The organism is Metapseudomonas boanensis (assembly GCF_018704125.1).
Lineage (GTDB): Bacteria > Pseudomonadota > Gammaproteobacteria > Pseudomonadales > Pseudomonadaceae > Metapseudomonas > Metapseudomonas boanensis.
The window spans coordinates 95,049-109,711 of sequence record NZ_JAGTIS010000015.1 but is presented as its reverse complement, the minus strand read 5'-3'; the positions used below and the strand labels follow the sequence as shown (position 1 = coordinate 109,711).

At 65.6% G+C, this 14,663-nt stretch carries 11 protein-coding genes and 1 pseudogene; 4 read left to right on the top strand and 8 right to left on the bottom strand.

What is annotated here, in order from left to right; all coding sequences use genetic code 11:
• Nucleotides 1–334 (bottom strand): aldehyde dehydrogenase family protein (locus J7302_RS21870; RefSeq protein ID WP_215379632.1); only part of this gene is annotated, 334 nt, incomplete at its 3' end.
• Nucleotides 335–650: 316 nt separating this feature from the next.
• Between J7302_RS21870 and J7302_RS21865 the strand changes: the two genes are divergently transcribed.
• The gene (locus tag J7302_RS21865; RefSeq protein WP_215379629.1) at nt 651–2,552 is read left to right on the top strand and encodes a sigma-54-dependent Fis family transcriptional regulator; all 1,902 of its coding nucleotides are present in this window, start codon (nt 651–653) and stop codon (nt 2,550–2,552) included.
• 226 nt (nt 2,553–2,778) lie between these two features.
• Here the strand turns inward: J7302_RS21865 and hpaI are convergent, their stop codons facing one another.
• The 3 genes and pseudogenes from hpaI to cra all read right to left on the bottom strand — a co-directional run bounded on the left by hpaI (nt 2,779) and on the right by cra (nt 5,015).
• Nucleotides 2,779–3,582, bottom strand: a complete 804-nt coding sequence (gene hpaI, locus J7302_RS21860; RefSeq protein ID WP_215379626.1) for a 4-hydroxy-2-oxoheptanedioate aldolase — start codon at nt 3,580–3,582, stop codon at nt 2,779–2,781.
• Between the two features lie 105 nt (nt 3,583–3,687).
• A pseudogene (locus tag J7302_RS26675) lies at nt 3,688–3,768 on the bottom strand (hypothetical protein); the annotation flags it as partial.
• A 254-nt stretch (nt 3,769–4,022) separates the two neighbouring features.
• Complete coding sequence (gene cra / locus J7302_RS21855; protein WP_215379623.1) at nt 4,023–5,015, bottom strand: catabolite repressor/activator; 993 nt, start codon at nt 5,013–5,015, stop codon at nt 4,023–4,025.
• A gap of 207 nt (nt 5,016–5,222) precedes the next feature.
• On the opposite strand from cra, the gene ptsP reads away from it, so the two are divergent.
• From ptsP to J7302_RS21840, 3 genes are read left to right on the top strand one after another with little or no spacing between them, the layout of a single operon-like run.
• Nucleotides 5,223–8,084 (top strand): phosphoenolpyruvate--protein phosphotransferase, encoded by a 2,862-nt coding sequence (ptsP, locus tag J7302_RS21850; protein ID WP_215379621.1) that lies wholly within the window; start codon nt 5,223–5,225, stop codon nt 8,082–8,084.
• The gene (gene pfkB, locus J7302_RS21845; protein ID WP_215379619.1) at nt 8,084–9,040 is read left to right on the top strand and encodes a 1-phosphofructokinase; all 957 of its coding nucleotides are present in this window, start codon (nt 8,084–8,086) and stop codon (nt 9,038–9,040) included. The genes ptsP and pfkB overlap by 1 nt, the downstream gene beginning before the upstream one ends.
• Nucleotides 9,037–10,791 (top strand): PTS fructose-like transporter subunit IIB, encoded by a 1,755-nt coding sequence (locus tag J7302_RS21840; protein WP_215379616.1) that lies wholly within the window; start codon nt 9,037–9,039, stop codon nt 10,789–10,791. The genes pfkB and J7302_RS21840 overlap by 4 nt, the downstream gene beginning before the upstream one ends.
• Before the next feature lie 93 nt (nt 10,792–10,884).
• On the opposite strand, the gene J7302_RS21835 is transcribed toward J7302_RS21840, so the two are convergent.
• The 4 genes from J7302_RS21835 to J7302_RS21820 form a co-directional block, all read right to left on the bottom strand.
• Nucleotides 10,885–11,814: a MurR/RpiR family transcriptional regulator gene (locus J7302_RS21835; RefSeq protein WP_215379613.1), complete on the bottom strand. Its 930-nt coding sequence runs from the start codon at nt 11,812–11,814 to the stop codon at nt 10,885–10,887.
• A gap of 228 nt (nt 11,815–12,042) precedes the next feature.
• Nucleotides 12,043–12,807 carry an ABC transporter ATP-binding protein gene (locus tag J7302_RS21830; RefSeq protein WP_215379610.1) on the bottom strand — a complete coding sequence of 255 codons (765 nt, stop codon included), beginning with the start codon at nt 12,805–12,807 and terminating at the stop codon, nt 12,043–12,045.
• Nucleotides 12,808–12,826: 19 nt separating this feature from the next.
• A complete protein-coding gene (locus tag J7302_RS21825; protein ID WP_215379607.1) occupies nt 12,827–13,939 on the bottom strand; it encodes a succinylglutamate desuccinylase/aspartoacylase family protein in 1,113 nt (370 codons plus the stop codon).
• Between the two features lie 11 nt (nt 13,940–13,950).
• Nucleotides 13,951–14,649 (bottom strand): ABC transporter permease, encoded by a 699-nt coding sequence (locus J7302_RS21820; protein ID WP_215379605.1) that lies wholly within the window; start codon nt 14,647–14,649, stop codon nt 13,951–13,953.
• Nucleotides 14,650–14,663: the final 14 nt, after the last annotated feature.

The window sequence follows — 14,663 nt, the reverse complement described above, 5'->3', positions numbered from 1 at the left end:
CGCGCACGGCCTTGCCGTTATCCCAGGTTTCAGTGACAGCCAGCACTTCGAGATTCTGCTCGATGCGATCGGCGATCTTCAGCAGGATGTTCGAGCGATCCTGGACCGAGGTGCGGCCCCAGGCATCGGCGGCGGCATGGGCAGCGTCCAGGGCTTTTTCGACATCTTCGGCAGTGGAGCGCGGGAATTCGGCGATGGGCTGGCCATTCACCGGCGAGGTATTGGTGAAGTACTGGCCTTTGACTGGCGCGACAAACTCGCCGCCGATGTAGTTGCCGTAGCGAGACTTGAAGGAAACGATGGCGCCGGGGGTACCGGGTTGTGCGTAACGCATAGTGTTTCTCCTGGCTCTTGTTCTACTGGGGAGGACGCTTGCTGGCGTTTGTCTACTCAGAGCAAGGGCTGGGCCAGAGTGCTGGAAATGCCGATTTAGAGGGGTTGCTTGCTGGTGTTCAAGCGTGTGCGGATGATGTCTGTGGCAGGTCCGGTACAAGGGTGAGTGACACTTTGTCACGTATCTGACACAGCTCATGACCGATGGGTCGAGCAGCCATTGCAAAGCAACCTACGCTGGAGGATGCTGCGGCGATGCGGGTGCCTCGCCAAGGCCCGGGCTGCCTCCCGGAAGTCCGCACTGGAGAAGAACAACAATGCAGAACCCTCTCAGCCGTCACGCGCAGCAAGTGCTGACCGTGGCAGGGGGCAAGGCACAGGCCAGCGGACCTGCTGCCGATCCCTCGATCGCTCGCTCCTGGCTGCGTTGCCTGGAGGACTACCACCTCGATCCGGCCCTTCCCATGGCGCCGACGGTGCTGGAGCACGCGCGCATGCTCGAATGCCGCGAGCGGCTGCAGCAGGTGCTGGAGATCGCCAACGGCGAGATGAACAACCTCTACCGGCAGCTCTCCGGTGCCGGCCATGCCGTGCTGCTGACCGATTCACGCGGGGTCATCCTCAATTGCGTCACTGCCAGCGCTGAGCGTCCGACTTTCGAGCGCGCCGGCCTCTGGCTTGGCGCTGATTGGAGTGAAGCCAGCGAAGGCACCAACGGCATCGGCACCTGTGTGGTCGAACGCCAGGCGCTGACCATCCACCAGGACGAACATTTCCGCAGCCGCCACACCGGCCTGACCTGTTCCGCCAGTCCGGTGTTCGATCCACAGGGCGACCTGCTCGCCGTGCTCGATGTCTCGTCCGCACGCCATGACGTCTCGCGCCAGAGCCAGTTCCACACCATGGCCCTGGTCAACCTCTCGGCGAAGATGATCGAGAGTTGCTACTTCCTGCGTCGCTACGAGGGCGAGTGGCTGCTGCGCTTTCACCTGCAAGCCGAATATGTCGGCCTGTTCAGCGAGGGGTTGGTGGCCTTCGATGGCGGAGGCCGCATTCGCGCAGTGAACCAAAGCGCCATCAATCTGCTGGGCTCGTCCCGTGAGCGTCTGCTCGGCGAACCGGTGGAAGCCTTCTTCGATTGCCGCCTGGACGAACTGCTTGGGCGGGCCACGCCGCAGCCTGCCACCAGTTGGCCCCTGCGTACGCGCAACGGCCGTGCACTGTTCGCCGCACTGCGCGGCCAGCCGCGCAGCCTGCCCAAGCCTGTCCCGTTGGCACCGGCGAAGCCTGCACTTTCTGGCATCTGCCTGGGTGATGCCGCGTTGCAGACCGACTTCCGCCGAGCCCTGCGCGTTTATGAACGCGATGTGCCGCTGCTGATCAGTGGCGAAACCGGCTCCGGCAAGGAAGCTTTCGCCCGTGCGCTGCACCTGGCCAGTTCGCGCGCCGAAAAGCCTTTCGTTGCGCTGAACTGTGCGGCGATCCCGGAAACCCTGATCGAGAGCGAACTGTTCGGCTATCGCGGCGGCAGCTTCACCGGCGCGCGCAAGGAAGGCATGCGCGGCAAGCTGCAGCAGGCCGACGGTGGCACGCTGTTCCTCGACGAAATCGGCGATATGCCCCTGGCTCTGCAGACCCGCCTGCTACGCGTGCTGGAAGAGCGTCAGGTGGTGCCCATCGGCGGTGAGGCCCAGGCTGTGGATGTACGCATCATCAGCGCCACTCACCGAGAGCTCGAGGTGTGCGTGCAAGATGGCGCGTTCCGCGAGGACCTCTACTACCGCCTCAACGGCCTGGTACTCAACCTGCCGCCACTGCGCGAGCGCAGTGACAAGCCCGAACTGCTGCAACACCTGCTGGCCGAAGAAGCTCGCGGCCAGCGAGTCCGCGTTGACGACGAGGCTCTCCAGGCACTGCTGGACTACCACTGGCCGGGTAACGTGCGGCAACTGCGCAACGTACTGCGGACCCTCGCGGCCCTCTGCGAGGACGGCGTGATCCACCTCACCGATCTGCCCCGCGAGATCCTCCGCGCCACGTCTCCGGCCGTTCCTGTCGAACCGCCGGCAAACCCCCTGGACGACGCCGAGCGCACCGCCTTGCTCAGTGCCCTGGACAGCCAGCGCTGGCACATGACCCGCACGGCCGAGCAACTCGGCATTAGCCGCAACACCCTCTATCGCAAGCTGCGCAAGCACTCGATCGCGACGCGGGGGTAATGGCTGGGGGGAGCGAGTGCTTCGCGATATGGACCGCAGGTCTGCCCGCCGGCCCTCTCCCCAGCCCTCTCCCGCACGCGGGGGAGGAGGCTATCCGGGCAGGCCCGCAGGCCGCTCTTTGTGGGGGCGAATTCATTCGCCAAGCGGCCCGTAGGGGCACCAATCCATGGTCGATACGAAAGCCGATTTCCGGGGGACTCCGGATTTCGTATCCCCTCCTGTCCTGTCAGTACACGCCACCTGCTCCGATCACAGGCGCGGAAGCTCCCTTGAAAGCACCCGCCAGGCTCTGCAGACCGCGCATCAGGATGGTGGTGTCCACCCCCACCGCAACGAAGGCCGCGCCCAGTTCGATGTAGCGGCGCGCCAGCGCCTGGTCTGCGGAGAGGATGCCGGCGGCCTTGCCGGCTTTCTGGATGCGCAGGATCGCGTCTTCGATAGCAGCCTGCACTTCGGGGTGGCCGGGGTTGCCGCGATGGCCCATGGCGGCGGAGAGGTCGGCCGGTCCGATGAACACGCCATCCACGCCTTCGATCGCCGCAATGACGTCGAGGTTGGCCAGGCCGTCGAGATTTTCGATCTGCACCAGCAGGCACATTTGCTCGTCAGCATGCTCCAGATAGCCGGGGATGCTGTTCCAGCGCGAGGCTCGGGCCAGGGCACTGCCCACACCACGAATGCCGTTGGGCGGATAACGCATGGCACGCACCAGTTCTGCTGCTTGCTCGGCGGACTCGACCATCGGCACCAGCAGGGTCTGGGCGCCGATATCCAGCAGTTGCTTGATCAGTACCGCATCACCGATGGGTGGTCGGATGATCGGCTGGGATGGGTAGGGCGCGATGGCCTGCAACTGGGCCAGCAGGCTGCGCAGGTCGTTGGGTGCGTGTTCGCCGTCGACCAGCAGCCAATCGAAACCGGCGTTGGCCGCCAACTCGGCGCAGTAGGCGTCGGCCAGGCCTAGCCAGAGGCCGATCTGCGGCTGGCCGGATTGCAGGCGTTGCTTGAAGGTATTGATCGGCAGGTTCATGGGCACTCCTTGTTAGGGCGCCAGCTGTAGGAGCCAGCTTGCTGGCGAATGCTCCGTGCTCGGGACTTTCGCGAGCAAGCTCGCTCCTACAAGGGCGTGCGTGGCTCAGACAAACCGGCAGGCGATGGAGCCGAGCTGGTCGTAGTCGACGTGGAAGGTGTCGTCGGGGTTGGCCGACACCGGGCGCGCTCAGCACCTTTGTAGGCGCGCGGGGGGACGCCGAGTTCTTGCTCGCGAAGCTCTTGAACGGTGCCGTTCGCCAGCGAGCTGGCTCCTACAGGGGTACAACCGCTGACGCGGTTTCCAGCCAGGTATCAGAAACAGCCCAGCGGGTGGGTCTGTAGGAGCGAGCTTGCTCGCGAAGCTCTTGAGCGGTGCTGTTCACCAGCGCGCTGGCTCCTACGGACCGAGCAGCCCCCCTCCGGGAAGGGGGAGACACGCTACTGCGCAATCCGCTCCTTGAGCATCCGCGGTACCGCCCGCACGCCGGGCTGGTAGCGCTCCTGCTCCACCGCCGCCAGGGCCAGGCGCAGGACCTGATCGGCGATCAGTTCGTGCTGCTGGTACATGGAGTTCACCGGTAGCGGCAGGAAATCCAGCAACTGCGTATCGCCGAAAGTGCCCACCCGCAGTTGGTTCGGCCAGTCCCCGCGTTCACGCAGCACATCCAGCACGCCTGCCAGCAGCACGTAGGCCGTGGTGATCAGCACATCCGGCAGCTGATCCATGCGCTCCAGCAGGTCGTGCATCAGCCGGCGGCCGCACTCACGGCTGAACTCTTCACCATGCTCCATCGTCACCTTGCAATCGAGTCCGGCAACCGCCTCGCGGAAGCCGGCGCTGCGCTCGGCGCTGGTGACCAGTTCGGGCCGCGCGCCGAGCAGGGCGATATGCCGGGGCGCCGGGTGCAGCAGGCTGCGGGTCAGTTGCAGGCAGGCCTCGCGGTCGTCGCTGACCACCGAGCTGAAATGCTGCGGGTCCAATTCGCGGTCGACAGCGATCACCGGCAGTCCTTCGTCCTGCAGTCGGCGAATACTGTCGTCATCAGGCGGCAGGCAGCTGGCGACGATCAGCGCATCGCAGCGGCGCGAGCGGAACAGCTTGAGCAGCTGGCGCTCGCTTTCCGGCTCGTCGTCCGAGCTGGCGATCAGCAGTTGATAACCGCGGGCTCGGGCGCCCTGTTCGAGCAGCTTGGCCAGGCGCGCATAACTGGGGTTTTCCAGGTCCGGCAGGATGAAACCGAGGGTGCGTGTCTGTCGGCTGCGCAGCCCGGCCGCCTGGGGGTTTGGCTTGAAACCGTGCTCGTCGACCACTGCCTGCACACGCTCCACGGTCGCCGGGCTGATGCGCTTCTGCTCGGCCTTGCCGTTGATCACATAGCTGGCCGTGGTCACCGAGACGCCGGCCAGGCGAGCGATATCGCTGAGTTTCAAGTTCGCGGCTCCTGTTATGCGTATGTGTTTCATCGGGCGGGCTTCAAGAAACGAAGATTATCGAGTAACGTGCCCACTGAGTTTAGTGAAACGATTCAGCAAGTGTTCTGTCTACGCTTTAATCGATCGCCGCGACGATTGGTGATGACACGCTGAAGGCTTGGCGATAACGACAAGAAGGGCTCAAGGCCCGTGTGAGGTGATGCAATGCTCGAACTGACCGCAGGACAGGTCTCCATGGGACTGTCGGCGCCGGACAAGGCCGCTGCACTGCAAATGCTGGCCGGACAGCTCGAGGGGGATGGGCTGGTCGCGCCCGGATACCTGGCCGGGCTGCAGGCTCGCGAGGGGCAGGGCTCCACCTACCTGGGCCAGGGCATCGCCATCCCCCATGGTACCCCGCAGACCCGCGACCTGGTCCATCGTACCGGGGTGCGCCTGATGCAATTCCCCGAAGGCGTGGATTGGGGCGATGGCCAGATTGTCTACCTGGCCATTGGCATTGCCGCCAAATCCGACGAACACCTGCGCCTCCTGCAGATCCTTACCCGTGCCTTGGGCGAGGCCGACCTCGGCAGCGAACTGCGCCGCGCGCAGGGCCCGGAAGAAGTGCTCAAGCTGCTGCAGAGTGCCCCTCAGGAACTGGCCCTGGACGACCAACTGATTGGCCTTGCCGTGCCAGCCGAGGATTACGACGAACTGGTGCTGCAAGGTGCCCGCCTGCTGCGCCGGGCCGATTGCGTTGGCAGTGGCTTTGCCGCCGCCATGCTGCAGGGTGATCCATTGCCCCTGGGCGAGGGCCTGTGGTGGCTGCACAGCGACCAGGCCGTACAGCGCCCCGGTCTTGCCTATCTGACGCCCGACAAACCATTGCGCTACCTGGACCAGCCGCTCAACGGCCTGTTCTGCCTGGCCAGCCTGGGTGACGCACACTTGGCGTTGCTGGAGCGCCTCTGCGCTTTGCTGATCGAAGGCCGTGGCCGCGAACTGGCGCGCGCCACGCAGCGCCGCGCGGTGCTTGAAGCCCTCGGCGGCGAGGTCCAGCCCGACTGGCCGAGCTTGCGCCTGCCACTGGCCAATGCTCATGGCCTGCACGCCCGCCCCGCGAAGGAACTGGTTCAGCTAGCCAAGGCCTTCGAAGGCGACATTCGCGTGCGGGTGGCTGATAGCGGCGTGCCTGCGGTGTCGGCCAAGAGCCTGAGTAAGCTGCTGAGCCTCGGCGTTCGCCGTGGCCAGGTGCTCGAGATCCTCGCCGATCCCGGTATCGCCGAGCAGGCGCTGCCGGCCTTGAAGGCCGCCATCGAACAAGGCTTGGGTGAGGAGGTGGAGCCGCTGCCCGTGGGTGAGGCGCAGGCTCAGGAGCCCGAAGCGGAATCCGTGCCGGTGCAGGCGCCCCCGGCAGGCAGTCAGTTGCAAGCCGTACCGGCCGCACCGGGCATCGCCATCGGCCCGGCCCACATTCATGTGCGCAAGGAACTGGACTTCCCGCTGCGCGGCGAATCGCCGACCGTCGAGCGTGAGCGCCTGCAGCAGGCCCTGGCCCACGTGCGCGGGGATATCGAGGCGCTGGTGCTGCGCAGTGAGGTCAAGGCCATCCGCGAAATCTTCATCACCCACCTGGAAATGCTTGCCGACCCGGACCTTGGCGACGAGGTGGAGACCCGCCTGAAGCAAGGTGAAAGTGCGGCCGCCGCCTGGATGACGGTGATCGAAAGCGCTGCCGCCCAACAGGAAAGCCTGCACGATGCGCTGCTCGCCGAACGCGCCGCCGACCTGCGTGACATCGGTCGCCGGGTGCTTGGCCAGCTCTGCTGCGTGGAGGAAGTGGCGGAGCCGGACGAGCCCTACATCCTGATCATGGACGAGATGGCCCCGTCCGACGTGGCGCGACTGGATCGCAACCGCGTCGCCGGCATCCTCACGGCCCGTGGTGGCGCCACCTCCCACAGCGCTATCGTCGCCCGTGCCCTGGGCATTCCGGCGCTGGTTGGTGCCGGCGCTGGCGTACTGCTGCTGGCGCCTCAGACCCCGTTGCTGCTCGACGGCCAACGCGGTCGTCTGGTGGTCGCGCCAGATGCGGAACAGCGTGAGCGCGCACAGCAGGAACAGGAAAACCGCCAGCGGCGCCTGCACCTGGCCGAGGCCCACAAGCTGGAGCCGGCCACCACTCGCGATGGTCACGTGGTGGAGATCTGCGCCAACCTGGGCGACAGCAACGGCGCCGCCAAGGCCGTGGCCCATGGCGCCGAAGGTGTCGGCCTGCTGCGTACCGAATTCATCTTCATGGCCCATCCGCAGGCGCCGGACCTGGCGACCCAAGAGGCTGAGTACCGTCGCGTATTCGACGCCCTCGACGGCCGCCCGCTGGTGGCCCGTACCCTGGATGTGGGCGGTGACAAACCCTTGCCCTACTGGCCGGTGCCGGAAGAGGAAAACCCCTTCCTCGGTGTGCGTGGCGTGCGCCTCACCCTGCAACGCCCGCATCTGATGGAAACCCAGCTGCGTGCGCTACTGCGCGCCAGTGATGGGCGACCGCTGCGCATCATGTTCCCAATGGTCGGCAACATCGATGAGTGGCGCCAGGCCCGCGACATGACCCTGGCCCTGGTCGCGGAGATTCCCCAGGCCGATCTGCAGCTGGGCATCATGGTCGAGGTGCCCTCGGCGGCGCTGATCGCCCCGGCGCTGGCCCGCGAAGTGGATTTCTTCAGCATTGGCACCAACGACCTGACCCAGTACTGCCTGGCCATCGACCGTGGCCATCCGACCCTTTCCGCCCAGGCCGACGGCTTGCATCCGGCGGTTCTGCACCTGATCGACATGACCGTGCGCGCCGCCCATGCCCAAGGTAAATGGGTGGGCGTGTGCGGGGAGCTGGCGGGCGACCCGCTGGCCGTGCCCTTGCTGGTGGGCCTTGGCGTGAATGAGTTGAGCCTGTCCGCTGGCGGTATCGCCGAGGTCAAGGCGCGGGTGCGCGAGATCAGCCGCACCGCCGCCCGGGAACTGGCCGCAAGCGCCCTGGCCCTGGACAGCGCAGCAGCCGTGCGCGCTCTGGCGGAGCGCTTCTGATGGCACGCATCCTCACCCTTACCCTGAACCCGGCGCTTGATCTGACTCTGCGCCTGGAGCGTCTCGAACCTGGACAGGTCAATCGCAGCCTGGCCCAGGTCAGCCATGCCGCCGGCAAGGGCCTGAATGTCGCCCAGGTGCTGGCGGACCTCGGCCACCGCCTCAGCGTGGCTGGCTTCCTCGGCGCGGATAACCCGGAAGCCTTCGAGGCGCTGTTCGCTCGCCGTGGCTTCGTCGATGGTTTCGTCCGCGTCCCCGGCGAGACCCGCAGCAACATCAAGCTCGCCGAGCGCGATGGCCGCATCACCGATATCAACGGGCCCGGACCGCACGTGAGCGAGCGGGCCCAGGTCGAGCTGCTCGACCGTCTCGACCAACTCGCCCCTGGCCATGACGTCGCCGTGTTGGCGGGGAGCCTGCCTGGCGGCGTCGACCCCGCCTGGTTCGGCGAGTTGCTGCGCCGACTCAAGCGGCACGGATTGAAGGTCGCCCTGGACAGCAGCGGCGAGGCCTTGCGAGCCGGCCTGCTGGTGACGCCCTGGCTGGTCAAACCGAACACCGACGAGCTGGCCGAAATCTGTGGCCGCCCGCTGGAGGCCGGCGATGCGTTGGCCGCCGAGGCTGCGCACCTGCAGGCGCTGGGCATCGATCAGGTGGTGATCTCCCAAGGCGCCCGGGGCGTGTCCTGGTTCGGCCCCGATCTGGCGCTCCAGGCGCTGCCGCCCAAGGTTACCGTGGTCAGCACCGTCGGGGCCGGCGACACGCTGCTGGCGGGCATGGTCCATGGCCTGCTCAGCAGTTGGTCGGCCACGCACACCCTGCGCCACGCCACCGCCATCGCGGCCCAGGCGGTCACCCAGGTCGGCTTCGGCCTGGGCGACGCGGTGCAACTGCAACAGCTCGAAAGCGCCGTGCAGGTCCAGGCGCTCGCAGAACAACAAGAGGTGCCTCGATGAAACTTGCCATTGTCACTGCCTGCCCCAACGGCATGGTCACCAGCGTGCTCTGCGCGCGGTTGCTGGATGCAGCCGCCCAGCGCCTGGGCTGGAGCACCAGCGTCGAAGTCTTCGATCCGCAGCATCCGGAGAACCAGCTTCCCGCTGCCACCCTCGAAGCGGCGGACTGGATCCTCGTCGTACGAAGCGGTGACATCGATCTCAGCCGCTTCAGCGGCAAACGGATATTCCTTGCGACGCCATCCGAGGCCCTGCGCGACAGCGAGGCCTTCTTGCTGCGCGGTGCTGTCGAGGCGCGGGTGCAACAGGTCGAGCCCTTACCCGTACAGGCGGTCAGCACGCCGGCCGGCGCCACGCCCAAGGTGGTGGCGGTGACGGCCTGTCCAACCGGTGTGGCGCATACCTTCATGGCAGCCGAAGCGCTTAAGCAGGCTGCCCAGCGCCTGGGTTACGAGCTCAAGGTGGAAACCCAGGGCTCGGTGGGCGCCCGCGACCCGCTTGCGCCGGAGGCCATCGCTGCCGCTGACGTCGTGCTCCTGGCGACCGATATCGAAGTCGACACCGCACGCTTCGTCGGCAAGCGCGTGTTCCGTTGCGGAACTGGCGTGGCCCTCAAACAGGCCGAAGCCACACTCAAGCGTGCACTGACCGAAGGCCAGGTGCTGGAAGGCAAGGCGAGTGCAGAGGGCTCGACCGGCAAGGCCAAGGCTGAACCGAAAGGCGCCTACAAGCACCTGCTCACCGGCGTGTCCTACATGCTGCCGATGGTGGTGGCGGGCGGCTTGCTGATCGCACTGTCGTTCGTATTCGGCATCGAGGCGTTCAAGGAAGAAGGCACCCTGGCCGCTGTGCTGATGCAGATCGGCGGCGACGCCGCGTTCAAACTGATGGTGCCTTTGCTGGCGGGCTACATTGCCTATTCGATCGCCGACCGCCCCGGCTTGGCACCGGGCATGATCGGCGGGCTGCTTGCCAGCACCCTCGGCGCCGGTTTCATCGGCGGCATCATCGCCGGCTTCCTCGCCGGCTATTCGGCGCGGGCGATCAACCGCTGGGCCAAGCTGCCGCCAAGTGTCGAGGCGCTCAAGCCAATCCTCATCATCCCGTTGCTGTCGAGCCTGTTCACCGGGCTGGTGATGATCTACGTGGTCGGCAAGCCCGTGGCCGGCATGCTCGCCAGCCTGACGGCGTTCCTCGACAACATGGGCACCTCCAATGCCATTCTCCTCGGCCTGCTACTGGGCGGAATGATGTGCGTCGACCTCGGCGGGCCAATCAACAAGGCCGCCTATGCCTTCTCCGTCGGCCTGCTCGCCTCGCAAAGCTACGCGCCGATGGCCGCCACCATGGCAGCGGGCATGGTGCCGCCCATCGGCATGGGCATCGCCACGCTGCTGATGCGCCGCAAGTTCGCCCAAAGCGAGCGGGAGGCCGGCAAGGCGGCGCTGGTGCTGGGGCTGTGTTTCATCTCCGAGGGCGCCATTCCCTTCGCCGCCAAGGACCCGCTGCGCGTGATCCCGGCCGCGATTGCCGGTGGCGCGCTGACCGGGGCACTGTCAATGTACTTCGGCTGCAAACTGATGGCGCCCCACGGCGGGCTGTTCGTCATGCTCATCCCCAACGCGATCAACCACGCGCTGTATTACCTGCTGGCGATAGTCGCCGGCAGCCTGCTCACCGGGCTGCTCTATGCCGTGCTCAAACGCGGAGCTGAACAGGAGGTGGTGCTGGAGGGTGGACGGGTGGCCTGACTTCACTTGCCAAAGAACCCCCCCGCGGTCAGGGACCATTGGGGGTTATGGGGTAAATGGTGCCGAGGCTGCTGATCTATCTGGGCCGTCCGCTCACTGCTTCTCCACCTTTTTCGTGCGCTTGCCCACCTGCCCAGCGGTGGGTAGATGCAGGTACGCCATCACGCTTTCGGTCAACTCCTGGGCCAGTTTCACTGCCTCCTTGTTGCGCGCCATGACGCCTGCCACCAAGCCTTCGATCAAGGCGAGCACGGCGATATTGGAGCTGGTCAGTACCGGGTGATCGGCTGGGGCGAACAGTACGTGTTCGGCAATGTTGCTGAGTGGCGATGCGGGTGAGTCGGTGATCGCCAGCACCTTGGCGCCACGCTCCTTGGCGAAGCGCGCCAGCTGCAGGGTGTCGAGCGAATAGCGCGGCAGCGAGATGGCCAGCAGTACGTCCTGGTCGGTAATCGCGGCCAGGCGGTAGGCGGCGTTTTCGTTGCCGCCTTCCATGCTGATGGCGGTTGCATCGGCACAGAATGGCATCAGCGTGCCGGCGGCCAGACCGGCCATATAGGCGCTGTTGCCAAAGCCGAGGACGTAGATCCTGCGTGCGGTGATCAGGCTGGCGACGAACGCCTCGAAGGTCGCTGCGGGGTTGTTGGCGCCGGCTGTGCCGAGGTTGCGGCTGGCGATCTGAATCTGCTCATGCAACCCGAATTCGCCACCGGCGCGTTGCTCCAGCTCGTTGCGCAGCTTGTCGACCGGGGAAACCATCTGCTGCAGGGTGGTCACCAGTTCGGTCTTCAAGCCGGTATAGCCACCCAAGTCCATCACTTTGGCCAGGCGATTGACCGCCGAAGGCGAAGTGGCGGTTTGCTGGGCCAGCTCCTCGATCGTCAGGGTCGCCGCCTTCAGCGGATGGCGCAGGATGAAATCGGCGACCTTGCGCAGTGACGGTTGCAAGTTCGGCGCCATTTCCGTCAGTTTGCGCATCACAGGTGCGGCGTAGACCGTTGCATTCTTGGGTGCTGTAGGCATGGTGTTCAGCGCTTCTTCAAGTGTCTGGGAGGCGCAAGCGTCCGGCTTGGCTGGCCTGCATGAGTCTGGCTGAAGTGTATCCGAAGCCGGCCGTACAGATCCCGGCAAAGCCAGCGTGGCTGCTTGGCCGTGCACGCAACGTCCGGGGTTCGGAGCCTGCTTGCCGACGATCGGCAGATCATCCCCCGGCAAGCAGGTGGCCGCGCGTCAGTCACGTCCGGCCTAGCGCTACTTCAGGCTGCCGGCGAGAAACCGCTGCAGGCGTTCGGACTGCGGGTTGGCCAGTATCTGGCGCGGGCAGCCGCTTTCTTCGACGCGGCCTTGATGAAGGAACATCAGCTGATTGGAGACCTCGCGCGCGAAACCCATTTCATGGGTCACTACGACCATGGTGCGGCCCTCCTGCGCCAGGTCCTGCATCACTTTAAGCACTTCGCCGACCAGCTCCGGGTCCAGCGCCGAAGTGGGTTCGTCGAACAGCATCACCTCCGGCTCCATGGCCAGCGCACGGGCCATCGCCACGCGCTGCTGCTCGCCGCCGGACATGTGTGCCGGGTAGGCATCCTTGCGGTGCGACACACCAACCTTGGCCAGGTAATGCTCGGCTTTCTCGATGGCCTCCTTCTTCGGCACACCGAGCACATGGACAGGCGCTTCGATGACATTCTCCAGGGCACTCATGTGCGACCACAGATTGAAGTGCTGGAACACCATCGCCAGACGCGAGCGCATGCGCTGCAGTTGCTTGGGATCAGAAGCCTTTAGACCACCATCCTTGTTCGCCACCAGCTTCAGCTCTTCGCCATTAAGCAGAATCTTGCCGCCATGGGGCTGCTCCAGCATGTTGATGCAGCGCAGGAAGGTGCTCTTGCCGGAGCCACTCGAGCCGATGATGCTGATGACGTCACCGGCCTTGGCCGCCAGGGACACGCCCTTGAGCACTTGGTGGTTGCCATAGCGTTTGTGCAGGTTGTCGATTTCGAGTCTGTACATGGGTGCATACCTCGTGAAGTCAGTCGCTGAGCAGGCGACCGTGGCGAATAGGAATGGAGCCGGCGACTTTGGCCAGCCATAGGCCGGGCTGGGCAAAACGCAGACGCTCGCGGGCATAGAGGATGCCGTCGGTGCTGGCTCGCACCACGCTGTGGCGGTCGCTCAGCGGATCGATCACTTCAAACAAGGGGTCGCCCACCTTGACCCGTGCACCCAGCGGTTGCAGGAAGCTCACCACTCCCGGATGCGGCGCACAGGCGTACTGCGCCCCGGCAAATGGCGTGGCTTCGCAGCAGCTCTCCGGTGCGGTAGGCCAGTCACCCTCGATCAGCCCCTGTTCGGCGAGAAACGCCAGGATGGCGGCGGCACTGGCCTCGGCCTGCGCCCGGTCGGTATCGGCCATGCCACGCAATTCGAGGGTGGTAGCCATGCAGGCTGGCGGAATATTCGCGCTCGGGAAGCGTTCGGCCAGGCGCAGCCAGGGCACCGAGCAGGCTTCATCGAAGGGGGTGCCACCGTAGTTTTCGGCCAGCAGCGCGGCACCGGCATGCAGGCGTGCGGCCAGGCTCCGCAGGCTTGGCCAGTGCTGGGGCAGGGCATAGAGCAGCATGATCGACTCGAAATCGCAGTGCAGGTCGAGCACGACATCGGCGTCGCAGGCATGTTGCAGCAGCAGGCGACGCAGGCCGTCCAGCTCCGAACCGGCCGGCGGCAGGGTGGCGAGGACTTCTCCCATCAGGCGGCGGATCAGCGCGACGTTGGCGGCTGCATCACTACCCACCCGGCCCTCAAGCAGAGGGGCTAGCAGTTCGTCCAGCTCCGGGAAATCGCGGTTGAAGTTCCTGCCGCTGCCGAACTCGAAGCGGCCCTGGTGGGTCGCCTGGATCATCTGGCCGAGGCCGATGGGATTGGCCACCGGCACCAGTTCGACCACCCCGGTCAGACGGCCTTGCTCTTCCAGTTCGCCGAGGTGGCGCTTGAGTTCCACAGCCACGCGCATGCCCGGCAACTCGTCGGCATGCAGCGCGGCCTGGATATAGGCCTTGCGTGGTCCGCTGCCAAAACGGAACAGCGACAGGCTCCGCTCGCTGCCCGGGCTGCTCCAGGGCAGGACGTATTGAATGTGCTTCATGCGGTTGTCCCTTAATGCTTGCGCGGTGCCAGATACGCCAGCCAGCGGCGCTCGGCCAGCTTGAACAGACGCACCAGGATGAAGGTCAGTGCCAGGTAGAAAACGCCGGCGGTGATGAAGGCCTCGAACGGCATATAGAAGCGCGCGTTGACCGTTCGCGCAGCGCCGGTGATATCGATCAGGGTGACGATCGACGCCAGGCTGGTGGTGTGCAGCATCATGATCGCTTCATTGCTGTACTGCGGCAGCGACCGGCGCAAGGCTGAGGGCAGGAGGATGCGGCGGTATAGGGTGAAGCGCGACATGCCAGTGGCCTTGGCCGCCTCGATCTCGCCATGGGGCGTGGCCCTGAGGCTGCCGGCGACGATTTCCGCGGTGTAGGCGCTGGTGTTGATGGCAAAGGCCAGGCAGGCGCAGAAGGTGGCGTTGGACAGGTAGGGCCACAGCGCACTTTCGCGTACGGACTCGAACTGCGCTAGGCCGTAGTAGATGAGAAACAGCTGCACCAGCATCGGCGTGCCGCGGATCACATAGGTGTAGAACCAGGCTGGGAAGTTCACCAGCGGCTGCCGGGACACCCGCATCAGCCCCAGCGGTATCGCCAGCGCCAGGCCGAACGCCAGGGAGATGAGGAGGATCGACAGGGTTACCCATACGCCACCGAAGTAGAGTGGCAGGCTTGCCCAGATCACGTTGAAGTCGAAGATCATGTGTTCGCCCCCGT